The organism is Lysobacter sp. F60174L2 (assembly GCF_052547135.1).
Genome location: NZ_JBQWRA010000001.1, coordinates 697,989 through 719,091 on the forward strand (window position 1 = coordinate 697,989; position 21,103 = coordinate 719,091).

The 21,103-nt window shown below is 63.9% G+C and carries 17 protein-coding genes and 1 tRNA gene; 15 read left to right on the forward strand and 3 right to left on the reverse strand.

Annotated elements, in window-relative coordinates:
- Window positions 1–163 precede the first annotated feature (163 nt).
- Window positions 164–805, reverse strand: a complete 642-nt coding sequence (gene coq7, locus ACT9AS_RS03135; protein WP_445098651.1) for a 2-polyprenyl-3-methyl-6-methoxy-1,4-benzoquinone monooxygenase — start codon at window positions 803–805, stop codon at window positions 164–166.
- Window positions 802–1,986 (reverse strand): heterodisulfide reductase-related iron-sulfur binding cluster, encoded by a 1,185-nt coding sequence (locus tag ACT9AS_RS03140; RefSeq protein WP_445098652.1) that lies wholly within the window; start codon window positions 1,984–1,986, stop codon window positions 802–804. The genes coq7 and ACT9AS_RS03140 overlap by 4 nt, the downstream gene beginning before the upstream one ends.
- A gap of 168 nt (window positions 1,987–2,154) precedes the next feature.
- Here ACT9AS_RS03140 and rplM point away from each other — a divergent pair, with 168 nt between their 5' ends.
- From rplM to maiA, 5 genes are all read left to right on the forward strand, one after another.
- A complete protein-coding gene (rplM, locus tag ACT9AS_RS03145) occupies window positions 2,155–2,583 on the forward strand; it encodes a 50S ribosomal protein L13 (protein WP_445098653.1) in 429 nt (142 codons plus the stop codon).
- 13 nt (window positions 2,584–2,596) lie between these two features.
- Complete coding sequence (gene rpsI, locus ACT9AS_RS03150) at window positions 2,597–2,989, forward strand: 30S ribosomal protein S9 (RefSeq protein ID WP_445098654.1); 393 nt, start codon at window positions 2,597–2,599, stop codon at window positions 2,987–2,989.
- A gap of 27 nt (window positions 2,990–3,016) precedes the next feature.
- Window positions 3,017–3,091, forward strand: a tRNA-Gln gene (locus ACT9AS_RS03155).
- Between the two features lie 118 nt (window positions 3,092–3,209).
- Entirely contained in the window at window positions 3,210–4,196 is a 987-nt protein-coding gene (locus ACT9AS_RS03160; RefSeq protein WP_445098655.1) for a fumarylacetoacetate hydrolase family protein, read from the forward strand.
- A 96-nt stretch (window positions 4,197–4,292) separates the two neighbouring features.
- Entirely contained in the window at window positions 4,293–4,955 is a 663-nt protein-coding gene (gene maiA, locus ACT9AS_RS03165; protein WP_445098656.1) for a maleylacetoacetate isomerase, read from the forward strand.
- 15 nt (window positions 4,956–4,970) lie between these two features.
- Here maiA and ACT9AS_RS03170 read toward each other — a convergent pair whose 3' ends face one another.
- Complete coding sequence (locus tag ACT9AS_RS03170; protein ID WP_445098657.1) at window positions 4,971–6,080, reverse strand: PilT/PilU family type 4a pilus ATPase; 1,110 nt, start codon at window positions 6,078–6,080, stop codon at window positions 4,971–4,973.
- Between the two features lie 100 nt (window positions 6,081–6,180).
- On the opposite strand from ACT9AS_RS03170, the gene ACT9AS_RS03175 reads away from it, so the two are divergent.
- From ACT9AS_RS03175 to ACT9AS_RS03220, 10 genes are all read left to right on the forward strand, one after another.
- A complete protein-coding gene (locus ACT9AS_RS03175) occupies window positions 6,181–6,561 on the forward strand; it encodes a DUF4398 domain-containing protein (protein WP_445098658.1) in 381 nt (126 codons plus the stop codon).
- Window positions 6,558–7,166, forward strand: coding sequence for a hypothetical protein (locus ACT9AS_RS03180; RefSeq protein WP_445098659.1), 609 nt, complete (start codon window positions 6,558–6,560; stop codon window positions 7,164–7,166). Before ACT9AS_RS03175 ends, ACT9AS_RS03180 begins: the two co-directional genes overlap by 4 nt.
- A 325-nt stretch (window positions 7,167–7,491) precedes the next feature.
- Window positions 7,492–7,710: a DUF465 domain-containing protein gene (locus ACT9AS_RS03185; protein ID WP_445098660.1), complete on the forward strand. Its 219-nt coding sequence runs from the start codon at window positions 7,492–7,494 to the stop codon at window positions 7,708–7,710.
- Window positions 7,711–7,897: 187 nt separating this feature from the next.
- Window positions 7,898–9,274, forward strand: coding sequence for a pyridoxal-phosphate dependent enzyme (locus tag ACT9AS_RS03190; protein ID WP_445098661.1), 1,377 nt, complete (start codon window positions 7,898–7,900; stop codon window positions 9,272–9,274).
- A 109-nt stretch (window positions 9,275–9,383) separates the two neighbouring features.
- A complete protein-coding gene (locus tag ACT9AS_RS03195) occupies window positions 9,384–10,577 on the forward strand; it encodes a cystathionine gamma-synthase (RefSeq protein WP_445098662.1) in 1,194 nt (397 codons plus the stop codon).
- A gap of 13 nt (window positions 10,578–10,590) precedes the next feature.
- On the forward strand, window positions 10,591–11,379 hold the full coding sequence (locus ACT9AS_RS03200) for an ABC transporter permease (protein ID WP_445098663.1): 789 nt from the start codon (window positions 10,591–10,593) through the stop codon (window positions 11,377–11,379).
- A gap of 19 nt (window positions 11,380–11,398) precedes the next feature.
- Window positions 11,399–12,247, forward strand: coding sequence for an ATP-binding cassette domain-containing protein (locus ACT9AS_RS03205; protein WP_445098664.1), 849 nt, complete (start codon window positions 11,399–11,401; stop codon window positions 12,245–12,247).
- Window positions 12,248–12,311: 64 nt separating this feature from the next.
- Entirely contained in the window at window positions 12,312–14,432 is a 2,121-nt protein-coding gene (locus ACT9AS_RS03210; RefSeq protein WP_445098665.1) for a hypothetical protein, read from the forward strand.
- A 27-nt stretch (window positions 14,433–14,459) separates the two neighbouring features.
- Window positions 14,460–16,037, forward strand: coding sequence for a class I SAM-dependent methyltransferase (locus ACT9AS_RS03215; protein WP_445098666.1), 1,578 nt, complete (start codon window positions 14,460–14,462; stop codon window positions 16,035–16,037).
- Entirely contained in the window at window positions 16,034–21,097 is a 5,064-nt protein-coding gene (locus ACT9AS_RS03220) for a glycosyltransferase (protein WP_445098667.1), read from the forward strand. The genes ACT9AS_RS03215 and ACT9AS_RS03220 overlap by 4 nt, the downstream gene beginning before the upstream one ends.
- Window positions 21,098–21,103 lie beyond the last annotated feature (6 nt).

Here is a 21,103-nt window from a genome sequence, read left to right on the forward strand (position 1 = left end):
CCCTCCGCTGTAGGAGCGACGTAAGTCGCGACGCTCTGACCCCCCGAGGCGGCAAGGCATTCGCGACTTACGCCGCTCCTACAAAAGGCGCCCTGCTCTTCCCCCTCCGGCCGCCTCCTGCGCGTACAGCCGAAGACGCCATGTCCCTGACTTTACAGACCCTTCAGACCCGATACGCCACGGTCTTCATCAGCTTCGACGCAGCCGCCATCAAGGTCGGAACCGGCGGCGGCAAGACCCGCGCGCCGGCCGCTTCGGCGTTGGCGGCATGGCGGGCCTCGTCGGCCTTCATCACCCCGAGGATCGCCCGGCTGCGTGCGTCGGCCGGCGGCAACGATTCCAGGTGCTCGTCGATGTGCGCCTCGACCTGACGCTCGGTCTCGACCACGAAGCCGAGATTCCAGCCGTCGCCGCGCAGGCCGGCGAGGGCACCGATGGCGTAGCTGCCGGCGTACCACAACGGGTTGAGCAGGCTGGGGCGGCTGTCGAGTTCGCGCAGGCGCTGGTGGCACCAGGCCAGGTGGTCGGTCTCCTCCTGCGCGGCGTCGAGCAGGTGGGCGCGGGTCGCCTCGTCGCGGGCCACCGCGGCCTGGCCGCAATACAGGGCCTGGGCGCAGACCTCGCCGACATGGTTGATCCGCATCAGGCCGGCCGAGTGGCGGCGCTCGTCATCCTCCAGCACGATCTCGGCCTGGTCGGCGGCGGGATTCGGGCGCAGTGCGGGCGGCGCGCCGAGCACGGTTTCGAGGGCGCGCTGGGCATCGCCGAGCAGGCGGTCGAGCGGAGACAGGGTGCGAACGTTCATGGCGTCGATTCTACGGCCGGGCGGTGAGAGGGCGGTGCAGGAGCGAGCGCGTCGGCGAGGAACTCCAGCGGGTGTCGCACCGGCAGGTCGGTGCCGCCGGCCAGATGCAGGCGGCAGCCGATATTGGCGCTGAGCAGGGCGGTCGCGCCGCTGGCGGCGAACTGGTCGAGCAGGGGCTGGCGATAGTCGGTGGCGCGGCCGGGGTCGGTCAGCATCTGCAGGCCGGCCGCGCCGCAGCAGCCGAAGCCGGCATCGAGTTCGACCACGGTCAGCCCGGGTACCTGCGCCAGCAGCCGGCGCAGCGCGGGAGCCGAGCGCACCACGTTGCGCTGGGTGCAGGGCAGGTGCAGGGCGACGCGCTCGCGGCGTTCGGCGAAGTGCAGCTGCGCGCGGCGACTGTCAAGGAACGCCAGTGCGTCGATGGCCGCCGGCCCGAGCGCGGTGGCGACGGCCTCGTGGCAGCCACTGGCCAGCGTCAGCACGCGCTCCTGGCCGGCGAATGCGACGCGGTTCGCCGCTGCCAGCCGCTCGGCGGCGGCGGTGTCGCCGGCATGTGCGTGCAGGCTGCCGCAGCAGGTCTGCGCCGCCGGCATCCGCAGCTCGATCGACAGCGCCGCGCACAGCCGCGCCAGCGCGTCGCGGGTGGCGGATTCATAGGGCTGGGCGATGCAGCCGATGAACAGCGCGGCCGATTCCGTCGCCACGGGGCTGGCGATGACCGGTTCCACGGGCTGCGCGGGGGCGGGGGGCGGTGGCAGCAGGCGCCATCGCCGTGGCAACAGGGGGTGGCCGAGGCGGTACAACGCCAGCAGCCGGGCGAGCAGCCGCGGGCGGGCGACGAGCGCGGTGGCGAGGTGTCGCCGCAGCCCCGGCCGGCGCCGGCTGCGCTGCCGGCGCCGGGTCTCGACCAGCAATGCGCCATACTCCACGCCGGCCGGGCACACGGCTTCGCAACTGCGACAGCCCAGGCAGTGGTCGAGGTGGCTGTCGCCAATGGCGGTCGGCTCGATGGTGTCCAGTGCCCAGGCCCGTGCCAGCGCGATCCGGCCGCGCGGCGACTCGGCCTCGAGCTGGTCGTGCCGGTAGGTCGGGCAGGCCGGAAGGCACAGCCCGCATTGCACGCAGCGGTCGGCCAGCGCCACCAGCGGGTCGGCGGGTGGCGGGCGCGTGGCAAAGGGCATGCGGCGATGCTAGCATGGGCGGCTCGGTGGACTTGCGGCGCGTCGTCTGGCCCGCTATCATTCCGCCTCTTTCGTTTCCCGAATACCTAAAACGCGTGGCGAAATTCCGGCGTGGCCCAGCGGCCCGCTACGGAATCAGCCCGGCCAGGTACCCAAAGAAGAGCAGTCATGAAGACATTCACCGCCAAGAACGAGACCGTCCAGCGTGACTGGTACCTGGTCGACGCCTCCGGCAAGACCTTGGGCCGCCTGGCCGCCGAGCTTGCCCACCGCCTGCGTGGCAAGCACAAGCCGGTGTTCACCCCGCACGTCGATACCGGCGATTACCTGGTGGTGATCAACGCCGAGAAGATCGTGGTCACCGGCAACAAGCTGGCCGACAAGAAGTACCACCGGTTCACCGGCTACGTCGGCAACCTGAAGACCGAGACCCTGGCCCAGGCGCTTGAGCGCCACCCCGAGCGCGTCATCGAGACCGCCGTCAAGGGCATGTTGCCGAAGAACCCGCTCGGCCGCGCGATGTACCGCAAGCTCAAGGTCTACGCCGGCGCCGAGCATCCGCACGCCGCCCAGCAGCCGCAGCCGCTCGATATCTAAGGTCACTACGCATATGGCAATCCAGCAGAACTACGGCACCGGCCGCCGCAAGTCCTCCACCGCTCGCGTGTACCTGCGCAAGGGCGAGGGCAACATCACCATCAACAAGCGCTCGATCGAGGAGTTCTTCGGCCGCGAGACCGCGCGCATGATCGTGCGCCAGCCGCTCGAGCTGACCAAGAACACCGACAAGTTCGACGTCAACGTCACCGTCGCCGGCGGCGGCACCACCGGCCAGGCCGGTGCGATCCGCCTGGGCATCGCCCGCGCGCTGGTCGAGTACGACGAGTCGCTGAAGGGCGAACTGCGCAAGGCCGGCTTCGTCACCCGCGACGCCCGCGAGGTCGAGCGCAAGAAGGTCGGCCTGCACAAGGCGCGTCGTGCAACCCAGTTCTCGAAGCGCTAAAATACGCTCCGACGACACCAGTTCCACAGCCCCGTCGCCAAGCGGTAAGGCACCTGACTCTGACTCAGGCATTCGGTGGTTCGAATCCATCCGGGGCTGCCAGTTCCAAACGAAGAAGCCCGCCTCACGGCGGGCTTTTTCGTGTCCGCTGGTCGCGGATCGGGGCTAACCGTTACAATTGAAACCATCGCGTCTCGATGTCGCAACCCGGAGATTTTCAATGAAGCTTGGTTCCCTCAAGGAAGGCGGCCGCGACGGCACGCTGATCGTGGTGTCGCGCGACCTCGCCCGCGCGGTTCGCGCGACCGGCATCGCCAACACCCTGCAGCGCGCCCTGGAGGACTGGTCCAACATCGCGCCGCGGCTCAACGCGCTGTCCGGCGCCCTCAACGAAGGCAAGGCCGACGGCGCGTTCGACCTAGACGTGGCCGCGCTGGCGGCGCCGTTGCCGCGCGCCTACGAGTTCGTCGACGGCAGCGCCTACCTGCCGCATGTCGAGCGCGTGCGCCGCGCCCGCGGCGCGCAGGTGCCGGAAAGCTTCTACACCGATCCGTTGATGTACCAGGCGGTCAGCGCCGGCTTCCTCGGCCCGCGCGACCCGGTGCGGGTGCCGAGCGAGGAGTACGGCATCGACCTGGAGGCCGAGCTGGTGGTCATCACCGACGACGTGCCGATGGCGATCACCCCGGAGCAGGCCGCCCGCCACATCCAGCTGATCGGACTGGTCAACGACGTGTCGCTGCGCAACCTGATCCCGGGCGAGCTGGCCAAGGGCTTCGGCTTCGTCCAGTCCAAGCCGCGCTCCGGCCTGAGCCCGGTGTTCGTCACGCCCGACGAGCTCGGCGATGTCTGGCGCGACAGCAAGGTCCACCTGCCGCTGCTGACCCATGTCAACGGCAAGTGGTTCGGCGCACCGGAGGCCGGGGTCGACATGCAGTTCAACTTCGCCCAGCTGGTCGCGCACGTGACCCGGACCCGGCCGCTGTCGGCCGGCACCATCGTCGGTTCCGGCACCATCGCCAACGAGGACACCAGCCTCGGCGCCTCGTGCTTCGCCGAGCAGCGCACGGTCGAGACCCTGCGCGACGGCAAGCCGTCGACGCCGTTCATGAGCTATGGCGACGTGGTCCGCATCGAGATGCTCGACAAGGCCGGCAACAGCATCTTCGGCGCGATCGAGCAGCGCATCGAGCGCCACGACGCCTGACCGGCGGCGGCACGCGCCGGCGGATGGTCGTCCGCCGGCGCCCGCATCGGATACCGTGCTCAGGGGGGAGCGCAGATGACAGAAGGAAGGTCGCGGGTGGACCAATTGCAGCTGTATTCGTACTGGCGATCGAGCGCCGCGTACCGCGTGCGGATCGGGCTGAACCTCAAGGGCCTGGGCTACGAGACGATCCCGGTGCACCTGGTCCGCGACGGTGGCGAGCAGCATGCCGAAAGCTACCGCGGGATCAACCCGCAGGAGCTGGTGCCGGTGCTCAAGCACGGCGACCGGATCCTGCGCCAGTCGGTCGCGATCCTCGAATACCTGGACGAGACCTGGCCCGAGCCGGCGCTGCTGCCGGTGACCAGCCGCGACCGCCAGCGCGCGCGCGCGATCGCCCAGGCGGTGGCCTGCGACATCCACCCGCTCAACAACCTGCGGGTGCTGCAGTACTTCGACAACACCTGGAACGTGCCGCAGCCCGAGCGCGACGAATGGGTGCGGCACTGGATCGTCGGCGGGTTCGCCGCGGTCGAGGCCATGCTCAACGACCATCCTTCGACCGGCGAGTTCTGCGAAGGCAACATCCCGGGCCTGGCGGACTGCTGCCTCATCCCGCAGGTCTACAACGCGCGGCGGTTCGGGGTCGACCTCGCCGCGTTCCCGACGATCGAGCGGATCGACAGGGCCTGCCTCGCGTTGCCGGCGTTCGATGCGGCGCGGCCGGAAAACCAGCCCGACGCGCCCCAGCCCAACTGAGGCGCGCGTTGCCGGTTACGTGTCCGCGTTGAACACGTCCGCGTAGGGGTCGTGCTCGGCGTCGGAGCCTTCCGACAACCGGAACTTCAACGCCAGGCCGTCGCGCGAGTCGGCCGCCTGCAGCGCCTCCTCCATGCCGATCCGGCCTTCCTTCTGCAGCCGGAACAGGCACTGGTCGAAGGTCTCCATGCCTTCCTCCAGCGTCTCCTCCATCGCGTGCTTGATCTCGTGGACCTGGCCGCGGCGCATCAGGTCGCGGATGTGCGGGGTGTTGATCAGCACCTCGGCGGCCGGCAGGCGGCGACCGTCGGTGCCGATCACCAGCCGTTGCGAGATCACCGCCTTCAGGTTCAACGCCAGGTTCATCAGCACGTTCTTGTGCGCGGCCTCGGGGAAGAAGTTGAGGATGCGCTCCAGGGTCTGGTCGGCGTTGTTGGAGTGCAGCGTGGCCAGGCAGAGGTGGCCGGTCTCGGCGAACGCGATCGCCGCCTCCATCGTGGTCTGGTCGAGGATCTCGCCGATCAGGATCACGTCCGGCGCTTCGCGCATCGCGTTCTTCAGCGCGTTGTGGAAGGTGTGGGTGTCGAGCCCGACCTCGCGCTGGTTGACGATCGAGCGCTTGTGCCGGTGCAGGTATTCGATCGGGTCCTCGATGGTGAGGATGTGGCCGGCGATGTGGCTGTTGCGGTGGTCGATCATCGACGCCAGCGTGGTCGACTTGCCCGAGCCGGTGGAACCGACGATCAGCACCAGCCCGCGCGGCGCCATGATGATGTTCTTGAGTACCGGCGGAAGTTGCAGTTCCTCGATCGACGGGATCACGCTGCGGATCGCGCGGATCACCATGCCGATCTCGCCGCGCTGCTTGAACACGTTGATGCGGAAACGCCCGGCGTCGGGCAGCGCATAGGCTATGTTCAGTTCCAGGTCGCGCTCGAACTGCGGCACCTGGCCCTCGTCCATCAGCGAGTAGGCGATCTTCTTGACCATGCCCGGCGGCAAGCCGGTGTTGCCCAGCGGATGCAGCCGGCCCTCGATCTTGATGTAGACCGGCGCGCCAGTGGACAGGAACATGTCCGACGCGTTCTTCTCCGTCATCAGCTTCAGGAAATAGCCGATGTCCATGCACACACCCCTAAATGAATCCGGCGTACGGTTGCCATTGCAAGCGCGGCGCCAGCTTGATCACAATGGCCGCGCGAAAAACTTCCGACACGGCTCCCCTATGCATCGCAGCTTCGCACAATTTCGTTACCTGCTACTGGGCGCAGTTCTCGCTTGCACGATCAGTGCCTGCGCGACCCTGCCGCCGCCGACCGCCGAGCTCAACAGCGCCCAGCAGGCGGTGGTACGCGCCACCGGTGCCGACGCCGACCAGTATGCGCCCGACCCGCTGGCAACCGCCCGCACCGGCCTGACCCGGGCCCAGGCGGCGATGGCCGAGGGTCGCAACGACGATGCCCGCAAACTCGCGCTGGCGGCGTGGTCGGATGCCGACCTGGCCTACGCATTGAGCCGGGAGGCGCTGGCCACCTCCGAACTGGCCCAGCGCCGGTCCGAGGTCGAACAGCTGCAGCAACGCCTGCAAGGGGAGGGTGGCCGATGAAGATCCAGACGACCGTGCTGGCGATCGCGCTGGCCACGTCATTGCTCGCGGCAGTGCCTGCGTACGCGGCCGAAGACGCCGCCGCCATCGAGCTGTCGCAACAGCTGAACGCGCTCGACGCCGACAGCGAAACCGCGAATCTGGCGGCCTACGAGCGACTGCAGGCCCGGCAGGCTGTCGCGGCCATGGCCACCGCCCGCAGCAGCCAGTACGACGCCGCCTATTACGTGGCCCAGCGGCGGGTGCGGATCGCCGAGGTCGCCGCCCGTACCGAGGCGATGCAGCGCCAGGTCGACCGTCTGGAACGCGAGCGCAGCGAGCTGATCCTCGAGGCCAGCCGCCGCGACGCCGCCCAGGCGCGCGCCGAGGCCGAACGCCTGCGGATCCAGACCCGGATCCAGGCCGAAGAGGCCGCCCGCCTGCGCGCGCAGGCCACCAGCAGCACCGAGGCGATGCAGGACATCGAGTCGGCCCTGCAGAACGTCGCCGGCGATCAGGCCGCCAAGCTCAGGGCCGCCCGTGAGCGCGAGGCCGAACTGGCCCGCCAGGAAGCGGAATTGCTGCGCGAAGTGGAAGCCGGGTCCGACGCTTCCGACGACGATTGATAGATAAAAAAATCGTTATTCATCAACCGTTTGCAAGTCCCGGCCATGCCTGCCGGGGCTTGCCGGGCCATTCCGGGGCGGCGCTCCCACGAACCGCCGGCCGGGTCCCTTGCCGCCCCCCATCGGCAGGAGTAGGGTCGGATATCCAGGCGACCCGTTTTTTCGCTTGGCGAAGACCCAGGCCGACCATGCAGACCGACGCGTCAGTGGACATCCCGGAGCAGTATCCCGCCGTCGTGCAACTGGTGGCGGCCGGCCTTTACACCACCCCCGCAACGCCTCGACCGCCGGTCGGGGCGTTTTTGCATTCGTGAAGGAGGCTTTCATGTTCGACGAACAATCGCAGCCGGAAATCGACGCGCTGATCAAGGCCAACCCCGAGTTCAAGCAGCTCTACCAGCACCACAAGAAGCTCGACAAGAAGGTGATGGACGCGGAACTCGGTGTGTTGCCGATCGACGACACCACCCTGGCCCAGATGAAGCGCGAAAAGCTGGCTGCGAAGGATCGCCTGACCCGGATGTACGACGCACAGCCCCAGTAGGATCGATGGTCTGAAGAAAAAGTCCGCCGCGGGCGGTGGTGGTTATCCTCGTCGGTCCGCCATCGCCCGCTCCGCGGCACCGGTCGCGGCCGGACCCAACGGTCCCGCCACGCCTTCCCCCCGCATCATCCCTTAGACTTGCACGGGTCCGCCGCACCCCGCCGGCGCCAGGATCCCGCGCAATCGCATGGCCATTTCCCAGTCCGTACTCGACCTGATCGGCAACACCCCGATCGTCAAGGCCCAGCACCTCGACACCGGTGTCTGCGAGCTGTATTTCAAGCTCGAATCGCAGAACCCGGGCGGCTCGATCAAGGACCGCATCGGCCTGAAGATGATCGAAGCGGCCGAGGCCCGCGGGGACATCAAGCCCGGCGACACCCTGGTCGAGGGCACCGCCGGCAACACCGGCCTCGGCCTGGCCCTGGTCGCCCAGCAGAAGGGCTACAAGCTGGTGCTGGTGGTCCCGGACAAGATGAGCCGGGAGAAGATCTTCAACCTCAAGGCGATGGGCGCGCAGGTCGTGCTGACCCGCTCCGACGTCGCCAAGGGCCACCCGGACTACTACCAGGACCTCGCCGAGCGGCTCGCCCGCGAGACCCCGGGCGCCTACTTCATCAACCAGTTCGGCAACCCCGACAACCCGGCCGCGCACGAGCACGGCACCGGCCCGGAGATCCTCGCGCAGATGGCCGAGGTCGGCGGGCTGGACGCGATCGTGTTCGGTTGCGGCAGTTCCGGCACCATGACCGGCCTGTCGCGCTGCTTCGCCAAGCAGTCCCCGCACACCGAGCTGATCCTGGCCGACCCGGTCGGCTCGATCCTCACCGAGTACATCAACGAAGGCACCCTCAGCGACAAGTCGGCCAGCTGGATGGTCGAGGGCATCGGCGAGGACTTCCTGCCGGGGATCTCCGACTTCACCCGGGTGAAAAAGGCCTATGCCATCCCCGACAAGGAAAGCTTCCTGACCGCGCGCATGCTGCTGGAGAAGGAGGGCATCCTCGGTGGCTCGTCCACCGGCACCCTGCTGGCGGCCGCGCTGCGCTATTGCCGCGAGCAGACCACGCCGAAGAAGGTGCTGGTATTCGTCTGCGACACCGGCAACAAGTACCTGTCGAAGATGTACAACGACTACTGGATGGTCGACAACGGCTTCCTCGAGCGCGAGCAGGCCGGCAACCTCGGCGACCTGATCCTGCGCCCGTTCTCGCTGCGCGACACCGTCGTGGTCGGCCAGGGCGACCTGCTGGTGACCGCCTACCAGCGCATGAAGCTGTACGACGTCAGCCAGTTGCCGGTGATGCAGGACGACGAACTGGTCGGCATCGTCGACGAATCCGACATCCTGATGCACGTCTACGGCGACGAGGGCCGCTTCCGGGACCCGGTGGCGACGGCGATGGTCAGCAAGCTGGACAAGATCGATGTCAGCGCCCCGATCGAGGCGTTGCTGCCGGTGTTCGACCGTGGGCACGTCGCGATCATTGTTGATGGGGACAAATTCCTCGGGCTGATCACGCGGATCGACCTGCTGAACTATCTGCGTCGGCGGGTTGAGTGACGCGGTCGCGGGCGTGGGCTCCCGTTGCCGGTTCAGATATTGATCCGTTGTCCACACCCGCAACTGTTAAACTTCGCGGTTCGCCTTACCGTGGTAATGGAAAGCCAATATGAGCAGTAACCCCCGCGGCGACGCCGGCGCCAGGCCCGGCCTCGGCACCCTCGCCATCCACGCCGGCCAGTCCCCCGACCCCAGCACCGGCGCGGTGATGACGCCGATCTACCAGACCTCGACCTACGTCCAGTCGAGCCCGGGCGTGCACCAGGGGTTCGAGTACACCCGCAGCCACAACCCGACCCGGTTCGCCTACGAGCGCTGCGTCGCCGCGCTGGAAGGCGGTAGCCGGGGGTTCGCGTTCGCCTCGGGCATGGCCGCCACCTCGACGATCCTGGAACTGCTGGACTCCGGCAGCCACGTGATCGCGATGGACGACGTCTACGGCGGCACCTACCGCCTCTTCGAGCGCGTCCGCCGCCGCACCGCCGGCCTGGATTTCAGCTGGGTCGACCTCAGCGATGCCGCCGCCTTCGAGGCCGCGATCCGGCCCGAAACCAGGATGGTCTGGATCGAGACCCCGACCAACCCGCTGCTGAAGCTGGTCGACATCGCGCAGATCGCCGCGATCGCCCGCAAACGCGGCCTGATCGTGGTGGTCGATAACACGTTCAGCTCGCCGATCCTGCAGCGCCCGGTCGAACACGGCGCGCACATCGTCATGCACTCGGCGACCAAATACCTCAACGGCCATTCCGACATGGTCGGCGGCATGGCGGTGGTCGGTGATGACGCCGAACTGGCCGAGCAGATGGCGTTCCTGCAGAACTCGATTGGCGGGGTGCAGGGGCCGTTCGACAGCTTCCTGGCGTTGCGCGGGCTGAAAACATTGCATTTGCGGATGAAGGCGCACTGCGAGAACGCGCAGGCGCTGGCGGAATGGCTGGAAGCGCATCCCGCGATCGAGAAAGTGCTGTATCCGGGTCTGAAGTCGCACCCGCAGCATGAGCTGGCCAAGCGGCAGATGGATGGCTTCGGCGGAATGGTGTCGATCTACCTCAAGGGCGGAGTCGAGGCGGCGAAGCGGTTCTGCGAGCGGACCGAACTGTTCGCGCTGGCCGAGTCGCTGGGTGGCGTCGAAAGCCTAGTGAACCATCCGGCGATCATGACGCATGCGAGTGTGCCGGTGGAGCGTCGGGCGGAATTGGGAGTGGACGACAACCTGGTTCGACTGAGCGTGGGAGTGGAAAACGTATCCGATCTCCGAAATGATCTCGAGCGCTCGATCGAATCGAGCATCGGTACTTGAGGTCGGAACCTTGATGCCATCCTTCCTTGCCCATCTCAGGGACAGCGCCCGCTACCCCGAATTCTGGTCTTATTCCAGCTGGCTCGATATCGCAACCAAGTACCGACGCACGCGGCTGGGCCTGGCTTGGGTGTTCCTGCCCGTGGCCATCTTTGTCGGTGCGATTGGAAGCATTTATTCGCGATTGATGGGGCACGACCCTGCCTTTTTCATCGCCTACCTCGCCACGGGCTACGTGGTCTGGCGCTTCATGGTCCAGTGCACCAATGATGCCGCCTCGATCTTGCGTGGCCACAAGTCATTCATAATGGATGGACGGACGCGCCTGACCGATTTCGTGCTGCGCTCGCTTTCAAAGGCATTCTTCTATTTTGCCTGCTCCTCTCTGGTGCTGTTGGGCGTGCTGATATGGTCGCCGAACATGCATTGGACAAATATATTCACCATGGCTCTCACCTTTCCGTTGGTGATCGCCAATATGGTGTGGTGGTCAACCTGCATGTCGTTGATAGGTGCCCGCCATCCCGATGCTGGAGAGGCTGCAAACACCATGCTGCGCTTCGGGATGCTCCTTACTCCGATTCTCTGGGTGGGGGAGCGCTTCCCTCCAGGGCATATTGGCTGGTGGGCCGTACACCTCAATCCTGCGTATCACCTGATAACCGTAGTCCGCGCCCCAGTGCTGGGCGAAGCGATTCCATCTTCCAGCTTGATGTTTGTTGGAGCCCTAACGGTCGCGGGTTGGGGTCTCGCCAGTTTCCTGTACCGGCGATATGCGAGATTCGTCCCGTTGTGGATATGAGTGTGAGGATTTTGAATCAATGAGCACTTATATCCGTGCAGATGGCATCGGTCTCGATGTCCCATATTACGTGCAGCCGAAGCAAGACGATGCGTCGTGGTTCAAGACCTTACTTGGCGCTGCGACCTCGCTGCCCAAGCGCCATTTCGCGACACTGTTGGACAACGTTTCGTTCAATATCGAGGAAGGTGATCGAGTCGCCCTGATCGGTAGCAACGGAGCTGGAAAGACCACGTTGTTGCGAGTTTTGACAGGGGCTTTTCAGCCTACCCGTGGCCGCCTGCTGATGCAGGGCTCACGCCAAGCCTTGTTGAATCTGAGTCTGGGGTTCAACCAGGAAGGGACGTTGGTCGAGAACATTTTCCTGCGGGCGACGGCCATGGGAATGCGTGCCAACCAGGTGCGTGGCATGGTCGACTCGATCCTGGAGTTTTCCGAGTTGGCCGACCTGGCCAATCGTCGGCTGCTCACGCTCTCGTCGGGGCAGCGCATGCGATTGGGCTTCGCGATCTCCACGGCGATGCAACACGACATCATGCTACTGGACGAGTGGTTCGGTGCCGGCGACGCCCAGTTCGTCAAGAAAGCGAGGGGGCGTCTGATGGATCGCGTGGAGGGCAGCAAGATCGTCGTTGTCGCGAGTCACAACACGGACCTTGCAAAGAAGCTGTGCAACAAGGGTATGTTGATCCAGAAGGGCAGGGTCGCCTACTTCGGGGAAATTGACGAGGCCCTTGCCCGCTACCGGAAAGCAGTCCAGCGTGCGAAGGCCGAACGTGAAGCTGCCGCTGCCGGAGCTGCCGCCGCAACTCAAGCGCCACCCCCTATCAATCACCCAAGCAAAGCGAATTCGGCTGGCTCGCAATGAGTATCTGTAGCGAATGCGGCGTCATCGGCACGTACGGATGGTTCCGAAGTGAGAGGCCGACCGCATGAAGGATGGGCTGAAAAGCGGAACGCAGGGTGTGGAGGGCAGCAAGGGCCATGCCGCCGTCGAGAATGGTGTGGATCGCTGCGCGGCGCTCGAGCGTGAAGTGCAGGACCTCCGCATCGCACTGGGCAGGGAAGAGTCGAGACGTCTGGAACTGTTGTCCAGCACTTCTTGGAGGATTACCGCGCCGTTGCGAGCGGTGAAAACCAAAGGCTGGAAAAATGCGTTGCGCGGATTCGTCTCCCGGCCGTTGGATCTGGTGCGCCAACCAGTCGCTTCCCGGCCTGTTATCCCGCCGCCGTTGCGTGCGCTCCAAGAGCGGGACACGGAGAACAGCAACGAAACCTACCGGTTGGTTGATGCAACGGCCGCGCTGTCTCGAGTGATGGATGCCGCCGCGTCTGGGCGGGAGAAAGACGACTCGCTCCGCGTCTTCTTTCTGGGCAGCGATGAGCTGGCGCATGAACTATCGTTCGATGCTGCGGTTACCCGGGCGGAGGAAGCCGACTGGTCATCCCAGCTCGACAGTGGCCGGTTCGACTTCCTCCTTGTGGAGGCCGTCTGGCACGCAGGTAGCCGGGACTGGCGCCACAGCCTCGTTGCCGAGGCCGGGCAACGCGGGAAGGTCGAGGCCCTCATGAAAAGGTGCCACGAGATATCACTGCCAGTGGTGCTCTGGTTCCGGGAAGACCTGCGCAACTATGACCGCTTCTCCTGGCTGGCCCGACATGTCGATTTTCTGTATGCGGTCGATGATGCCATCCGTGGCAGGCTTGCATCCGATTACCCGGACAAGCACGTCCAGATACTGCCTGTAGCCATACAGCCCGCACTCCACAATCCGGTGCAGTCCTACGCCTTGAGGGAATCCCGGGACGCATTCAACGATCAGGTGTTGTTCGATGGTTGGTGGGAATTGTCCGCGGGCGCATCCGAGGATGTGCTGATCCAGGAGCTGCACGGTGCCGGACTGCGCATCTGCGAAAGCGAGTGGGAGTTCAGTGGCGTTCGGCTTGCTGATTGCGATGAATTCTCAGCGGAAGTCGTCGGTTGCGTTGATCCGGTTGCGAAGGCGGCATTGAACAAGATGGTTCCGCTGGAGCTTTTTCGCCATGAAGCTTTCCGGGTGTCTTGGCGGCAACATCAGGCAATGCTCCGGGCAGCTGCTTGTGGCAGCCTGGTCGTTCATTCCGAATTGCTGGACCGCGGAGTGCTGCTCCCGGGCATCGAGGTTCGCACTGACATCGGCTCCGCTTCGGATTTCATTTCCCGCGCCCGCAAGGATCGGCTCTGGCGCGACTCTCTCTCGCACAGGGTTTGGCGCGAGATCATGAGAGAACACTGCGTCGCCGACCGTTTGAACAAGATCGCCGGTGATCTGGGTATCGAGCAGCCTCCCGAAAGCCCGCCCAGGGTCGCCATGATTCTGGTCACGATGCGGCCCCATCTGCTGGCCGGTTGCCTCGACCGGTTCAGGGCTGATGTATACCCGCACAAGGAACTCGTCGTCGTACTGCACGGGCCGCAGGACGTAAGTGCCGCGATGAACCTTGTCCAGCCCGACGAGCCCATTCGGATCGTGTGCCTGGGACGCGAACGCAGCCTTGGTGCGTGCCTCAACTACGCCATCGGCCTCACGGATGCCGAGTACTGGAGCAAGGTCGACGACGACGACCTCTACGGGCCGAATTACCTCTCGGACTTGATGCTATGGAGACGAGTTGTCGACTTCGACGTCGCCGGCAAGCCTCCCACGTTTGCGTTGCTGGAAGAACAGGACGCCCTGTACTGGGATCCGGTCTGGGCAAACCACGCGCATCTGCTCCACGACAGCAGGGACGCACGGAGCGCATTGATTGCAGGCGGCACCATCACGGCCCGGCGCGAGATCATTGACGAAGTGCCATTTTCCGAGACACGGCGCGGGGGGTCGGATTCCGATTTCATCCGGCGCTGTTATGAATCGGGCCATGATGTACTGGCGGTCGACGGCTTTAATTTCGCCAGATATCGCAGTGGTCAGGCGGGTTTTCACACCTGGAAGCACGACAACAGCGACCTTCTGGAACGCGCGGAACGGATAGGTACTGCTGCTGATGTTGTCGGCCGGGTTTTTCTGTAGATATCCAGTCCATGCAAGAGCGCTCCAATGCAGTATTTTCGGGCGCTGCTCGATTTCAAGCCATTCAATGAATTTAGTATCGAGGCCGCTATGCCTGTTCTGACACCAAAGCGAGTTGCCTTCATCTTCGGCTTCGCGGTTGCCGCCACGATTGTTATCGTTGGTTGTATCCAGCGCGACATATTTGTTGCCCTTGTGGGGATGTGCGTCGGCGCTGCAGGTCTGGGACTGTTGGGGATCGGGATCTACCGGCGTGCAGGGTATCTGATAGTTCTTGCGAATCAGGGGAGCGCGCACGCGGGAGTGAAGTTCGACTCGATGTTGAAGAATCTAGGCGCGCTGGACAAGCAAGTACGTAGTGCGGAGGCGGGAGAGCTGCGCTCTCTCGTCTTGAATTCGTTCAGGGAAACGGCGAGCCGGTGCGACGAGATCGTCGAAAAGTCCTCCCACATCCTTGAGCAGCAACGCCATGCCATGAATGGTCACGAGTACCTGAAGAACGCCATCAACGTGCTTGGTAATCGATTGGATCGCGAACTGGATGTCCTGAAGAAGAGCATTGGTGACACCGCGCAGGAAACGTCCGGCCAACTGGAAACTTTGCGATCTGAATTGTCGAAGGCGGGGGAGCATGCATCTGGCGAGTTGGAAGCCCTGAAGAAGGACTTTGAGAGGGCTCGGTACGAGACCCGCAATGAAATCGACACCGCAGGGCAGGAGGCGCGCCGCGAATTGGAAGGCTTGCGGTTGCAAATGGCAACCGGTGGGAAACTGGCATCTCGGGAAATGGCCCGGGTCAAGCAAGCCATGGTCTCGGTCCGCGATGTAATGGAGCAGGCGTCGATCCGCGTGTCGGATAACGCGGTCATCTCCGAGGAGCTGAAATCCATCATTGCGGCAGAGAGGGGGTCGCTGATCAAGGAGCTTGCACGCCCCTTCGATCGCGTCGAAAAAGACATCGCGAACCTCCGGTATTCCGTGGTCAATGATAGTTCTTCTCTGTCGGCATTGTTGCAGCGCTGCCCTCCGCGTGCCATTGCGCCTGAGTTTTCGGGCTGGGCATTGGAGCCGACATCGATCGCGAAACTGGTCGATCTCGTCCTGCAGCGTCAGCCGCGACTGGTAGTCGAGTGTGGAAGTGGCGTGTCCACGGTCTGGCTTGCCTACGCGCTGGAAAAGACCGGTGGGAAGTTGATTGCGCTTGAGCATCTTGAAAAGTTCGCCGAAGTGACCCGGGCCGAACTCGAGCAACACGGCCTGACGCACGTCGCGGAAGTTCGGTCCGCCGAACTGGAAGATTTCGATATCGCTGGAGACACGTACAAGTGGTACGCCAGTGACGGATGGGCGGGCCTGAAGGATGTCGATCTTCTATTGGTGGATGGCCCGCCCAAGGCAACGGGGTCGTTCGCTCGCTATCCAGCGGTTCCGCTGCTTCGGTCCAGCTTTGCCGCGAAAATGCTGGTCGTACTCGATGACGTGCATCGCGAAGAGGAAAGGGAGATTCTGACGCGCTGGCAGGAGGAGTTTCCGTTGTCGCACACGGAGCAGTCGATCGGGCCCCGCACGGTGGCAATAGAGTGGCAAGCGACGGATCCGCAGTGAGTACCGATACTCAGATGACTTCTTTGCGGCAGGAACCGAAAGCGCTGAAGCGTCGTCGGGGCATCTATGCCGACGCGCTCAAGACATACCTGCGGGTTGTCAGGCGGCTACCTGACGATCGGGTCCTGGATCGGCTCATCCTGCGGACAGACTCCAGGCGAGCTCTTGACCTGCTTGCGTTGCATGCGAGCGGCGGACGCATGCGCTCCTCTGACATCATCGAGCATGTCCTGGAGGCTGACAGCACCTTGGATTCTTTGGCTGTCTTGGCCGGCGTTCCGGTGGATCCGGTTCTTGTAGTGCGGCTCGCGCGGATACTCGCGTTACAGGATCACCAGGAGCGCGACAAGCCTGACGCCCTTCATGCAATGAAATGGATTTACGGCCAGAACGGGTGCGTGCCATTCCGGTCCGACCATGCCCGGCTCTTCCAGAATCTGGCGTTTGAGTCCGGAGATTTCGATCTTGCGGCAACGCTCGCCGCCCAGATTCGGGTCTCGCGCCTGGACAGGTTGATCATGGAGGCGGATCTCGCCAATCCGCAAGGCCCGTCTCCGTTCGCCGGTGGGGATGAGTGGGCGCAAAAGTTTGCCCGTCTCTTTGCGCGCGATGGTATCGAGGCGCCTTCGCTTCTTCAGGTGGAGTCGAGCGAACCCTTCGACCGCCTGGCATGTGTCTCTGACGTCGAGGTCACGGATGGACCTCTGGTGTCCGTCATTGTTACGTCCTGGCGGCCAGGGCCAGGGTTGGGGACAGCCGTTCGATCGCTGTTGAACCAGAGCTGGCGGAATCTCGAGATCCTGTTGATCGACGACGCTTCTCCGGAAAGCTACGTGCCGCTGCTGCAACAGGTTGCTGCCCTGGATCCCCGCATTCGGCTGGTCCGGCTCGACCAGAACGGTGGTACTTATGAGGCCAGGAATGTCGGCCTCCGGCTGGCGCGTGGAGAGTTGGTTACCGGGCAGGATTCGGACGACTGGAGTCACCCGCGCCGCATCGAGAAGCAGGCCAAGGCGATTCTCAGGAACAAGCAGTGTGTTTCGACTACGAGCCACGCGTTCCGCTGTGACCCGACGCTGGTGTTCAACGCGCCTGGCACCCAGGCGCGACGGGAAAACGCGTCATCCTTGATGTTCCGTCGAACGGAAGTTCTTGATCGCGTCGGCTTTTACGACAGTACGAGAAAGGGCGGTGACACCGAGTACATGCTGCGCATCCGGGAGGCGTTTGGCGACCGGAGCCACCGCGCTCTTGATCAGAACCTGGCAATGATCCGGCAATCGCGGGGCTCGCTGTCCACGGCGGAGTTTCGACCCGGTTGGCGGCACCCGAGCCGCTCGGCGTACAGGCGTAGTTACGAATTCTGGCACGCTACCTGCCGCTCGAGCGCCATTCGACTCGAGCCCGATAGCGAGCGATCTGGGCGATTCCCCCTTCCGGATCGGTTCAGGGTCAAGGCCCGGCCGGAGTTGGAGCTGGACCTGGTCTTCGCGGATGACTTGCGTGGGGTGAGAGATCCGCTGCACCTTCGGACTGTTCTGGACGAGATCAACATCGCTCTACGCGCCGGCCTCAAGGTGGGCGTAATGCACCTTCGCTCGCTGCGCGACATGAGCGTGGAGCGTATCGACACGTTCTGGGCTCCGGTCTCGCGCCTGCTGCAAGAGGGCAAGGTGAGGGAAGTCCTCACGACCGATGCGGGGGCTCCGGGGGCACTGGTGATACGGCGGCCCGAAGTGGCCATGTTTCTGTCGACGTCTCGCGTTGCCTTGCGGCCCCGCCGCCTCCTCGTGGCCGCGTGCGAGCCATTTGTCGGCGTTGCGGGTGAGGTCTGGTACGACCCGACTGCATGCGACAAGAATCTCCGCGAGGCTTTTGGATGTCGGCCCGTCTGGCAGGCCGAAGCGGGCCTTGCTGAAACGCTTCGGGGAATCCTCCACCCGGATGCTCTTATCGGTCCGGCGTATCCGGTCGCCGTCGACCTCGGCAACTGGCGGACGCCACGTCGTGACTTCAGCGGACGTCGACCGGTAATCGGATGCATTGCCCGGGATGCAGTCGAAAACTTTCCCGGTCAGCGGGAGACGCTACTGACCGCCTATCCGCCGAGTGGCAAAGCGCCTTCCAGGTTCCTCGGAGGCGAGTCGGAGCTGCTGGGAATTCTCGGCGACCGGACCGTTCCCGCGAGCTGGAGGATTTTTGCCGAAGGCACGATCGAGGTGGACGTCTTCCTGGCCGGATGCGATTTTTTCGTCTACTTCGGGCGTGGATCCGGCAGGGGAGCGCGCGCCCGCCTCTTTGCCCAGGCGATGGCAAGCGGATGCGTGGTGATTACCTCGGACAAGCACGCCGCATCCTTTGACGGTGCGGTTGTTTCCGCTACGCCCGACCAGGTGTTTTCAATCGTTGCTTCAATGTCGGACAGCCCCGGGGCGTTCGCTGATCAGGTCCTCCTGGGCAGGAAGTATCTGGAGAGGTTCGATAGAACTTCATTTGCGCCGGCTTTGGGTTTTCCGAACTCCTTGCCCGAGAGGACGCCGGTTGCTGGGCGAGAGGTCGATCCCGGCCTGACCCCGGACACTCCCGAAGTAATCCGTGATTACGTCAGGATCGCGGGGAGGACCAACGACTCGTTACGGCTTGATGCGACGATTCTCCGGACGGGTTCCGAAAACGCCCGTGAGCTTCTCGCTCATATGGCATCCGGCGGGCGGCATTCTTTCCTCGATATCATTCGACATACGGAGGCTGCCCGGGCGCCCGGGCGGCGCCCGGGCGCACTGCGGGCCCTCTCCGAGCTGGATCCGGCCCTGGCCGTTCGTTTGGCGAGGATCCTGGTGCTGCAGGGATTGCAACGGGATGACCGGTTGAATGGTTTGACGCTCTGCGAGGCGATGGTGGCTTCCCACGGGTCGGACGCGGTTCCAAGGAACTGGTCGGTCATCTTCATTGACGCGGCGCTCCGCCTCGGTTTCCACACGACTGCCCTTGCGCTGGGAAAGGTGCTCAAGCTCAACAAGCGGGACCGTCAGTTGGTGGAGATCGATCTCCACCACCCGATGTGGTCAAACCAGGATGCCGCGTGGCTCCACATGTTCAATTCGATCTTCCGCACATGGGGGCTGAACGAACTGCGGCTCCTCGATTCGAAAAGCGGGCTTTCGTTGTTCGACCGTATCGATTTTGACGTAGCCCGGGAAGAACTGATCGATAGCGACGTAAAGGTCACCGTGATCATTACGGCCTGGCGCCCCACGGTGGCGCTGCTATCGTCGCTGCGGTCGGTACTGGCGCAAACCTGGAGGAATCTGGAAGTACTTGTTGTCGACGATTGCTCACCCGCCGAGTATGGCTCGCTCTTCGAAGCCTGCACGGCGATGGATCCAAGAGTCCAGGTGCTCAGACAAACGGTCAACCAAGGGACCTACATGGCACGCAACCGGGGCCTGTCGGTTGCAACGGGGGAGTTCGTCACATTTCAGGATGCGGACGACTACAGTCATCCCAAACGTATTGAACTCCAGCTTCGTCCACTGATTGAAGATGCCGAGGTGATGGCGTGCAGAAGTGCGAGCGTGCGTGTCGATCGGAATCTTCTGTTGGCGAATCCAGGCAGCCCGCCTGTACAGAGTAATGCATCGTCCCTGATGATTCGCCGGGTCGAGGTACTGGAACGCATTGGCTATTTTGATGGGGTGCGGAAAAGTGCCGATACTGAGTACGCGCTTCGCATTGCTGCAGCCTTCAATAGCGCTCCGGTCGAATTGGACCATAAAATGCCACTGTCGCTCGTCCGGCTGGAGCCAAACTCCCTGTCGCGAGCCGAATTCAAACCAGGCTGGCGGCATCCCGCGCGTTCCGCTTATCGTGAGGCGTATGACCTCTGGCACCAGCGGATCAGATCGGGAGAGGCTTCGCCCTTCCTTGAACCGGAGGCCAAGGTACGGAGTTTCCCCGCTCCACAGCGTTTCCAGATAGATCGCGACAACCCTTCGGCCGAATATGATGTGGTTTTCATTGGCGACTGGCGGCAGTTCGGTGGGCCGCAGAAGTCGATGATCGAGGAGATTCGAGCCCTCCACAAGGACGGACTCCGGCTGGCGATTTGCCAGATGGAAGCGTTCCGCTTCATGACAAAAGAAAGAAAGCCTCTCTGCGCCGCGGTACGCCTACTGGTCCACGATGGCATAGTCGACCAGATCACCACGTCAGACACTGTCTCCGTCCGGTTGGCCGTGCTGCGTTATCCGCCTATCCTCCAGTATCTGCAAGCCGATACCATCGCCTGGCACCTTTCTTCCGCCATCATCGTTGCCAATCAGGCGCCCAGCGAACATGACGGCAGTGACGTTCGTTACTGCGTCTCCGATTGCATCCGCAATGCACGCACCCTGTTCGGGCTTGACCCGGTCTGGGCCCCACAAGGGCCGTTGGTGCGTGACGCACTTCTGCCACTGATTCCACACGAACTTCTGGATCCGGAGGACATGCCGGGCATACTCGACGTGTCGGAATGGCACCTGGACGAGAGGCCGGCCGACGCACGCGTTCCAGTAATCGGGCGATATTCGCGCGACAACCCCTTGAAGTTCCCCGCCACCGCGGATGAGTTGATCCAGGCTTACCCTGTTTGTGACGATATCAACGTGCGGATCATGGGTGGTGCCCGAACCTGCAGCACGCTGTTGGGAGATGCAGGGCTTCCATCGAACTGGGAGGTCATCCCTTACGGCCAGATGGACGTCAGGGACTTTCTGGCGGAGATCGACTATTTCGTGTACTTCGACAATGCCCAGATCGTCGAGGCGTTTGGGCGCTCCATCCTCGAAGCGATTGCCAGCGGACGTATCGTCATACTTCCCGAAAAGTTCCGGCCGGTGTTCGGCGAAGCCGCGCTGTATTGCGAACCTAGCGAGGTGCCGGGACTGGTCCGAAGCCTCCATCTGGATCCTGCGGCCAGAGCCGCGGTTGGTGCGCGGGTGGACACGGAACTGCGGCGGCGCTTCAGCCATGAAGCCTATGCCAAGCGCATTGCCGGAATTTTCTCGGAATTGAAATGACCAGAG

Bases quoted from the DNA above. Each gene is read 5' to 3' on its own strand.
- coq7 (WP_445098651.1), bottom strand. From the start codon at position 805: ATGAACGTTCGCACCCTGTCTCCGCTCGACCGCCTGCTCGGCGATGCC.
- ACT9AS_RS03140 (WP_445098652.1), bottom strand. From the start codon at position 1,986: ATGCCCTTTGCCACGCGCCCGCCACCCGCCGACCCGCTGGTGGCGCTG.
- rplM (WP_445098653.1), top strand. From the start codon at position 2,155: ATGAAGACATTCACCGCCAAGAACGAGACCGTCCAGCGTGACTGGTAC.
- rpsI (WP_445098654.1), top strand. From the start codon at position 2,597: ATGGCAATCCAGCAGAACTACGGCACCGGCCGCCGCAAGTCCTCCACC.
- ACT9AS_RS03160 (WP_445098655.1), top strand. From the start codon at position 3,210: ATGAAGCTTGGTTCCCTCAAGGAAGGCGGCCGCGACGGCACGCTGATC.
- ACT9AS_RS03170 (WP_445098657.1), bottom strand. From the start codon at position 6,080: ATGGACATCGGCTATTTCCTGAAGCTGATGACGGAGAAGAACGCGTCG.
- ACT9AS_RS03175 (WP_445098658.1), top strand. From the start codon at position 6,181: ATGCATCGCAGCTTCGCACAATTTCGTTACCTGCTACTGGGCGCAGTT.
- ACT9AS_RS03180 (WP_445098659.1), top strand. From the start codon at position 6,558: ATGAAGATCCAGACGACCGTGCTGGCGATCGCGCTGGCCACGTCATTG.
- ACT9AS_RS03185 (WP_445098660.1), top strand. From the start codon at position 7,492: ATGTTCGACGAACAATCGCAGCCGGAAATCGACGCGCTGATCAAGGCC.
- ACT9AS_RS03190 (WP_445098661.1), top strand. From the start codon at position 7,898: ATGGCCATTTCCCAGTCCGTACTCGACCTGATCGGCAACACCCCGATC.
- ACT9AS_RS03195 (WP_445098662.1), top strand. From the start codon at position 9,384: ATGAGCAGTAACCCCCGCGGCGACGCCGGCGCCAGGCCCGGCCTCGGC.
- ACT9AS_RS03200 (WP_445098663.1), top strand. From the start codon at position 10,591: ATGCCATCCTTCCTTGCCCATCTCAGGGACAGCGCCCGCTACCCCGAA.
- ACT9AS_RS03205 (WP_445098664.1), top strand. From the start codon at position 11,399: ATGAGCACTTATATCCGTGCAGATGGCATCGGTCTCGATGTCCCATAT.
- ACT9AS_RS03210 (WP_445098665.1), top strand. From the start codon at position 12,312: ATGAAGGATGGGCTGAAAAGCGGAACGCAGGGTGTGGAGGGCAGCAAG.
- ACT9AS_RS03215 (WP_445098666.1), top strand. From the start codon at position 14,460: ATGCAGTATTTTCGGGCGCTGCTCGATTTCAAGCCATTCAATGAATTT.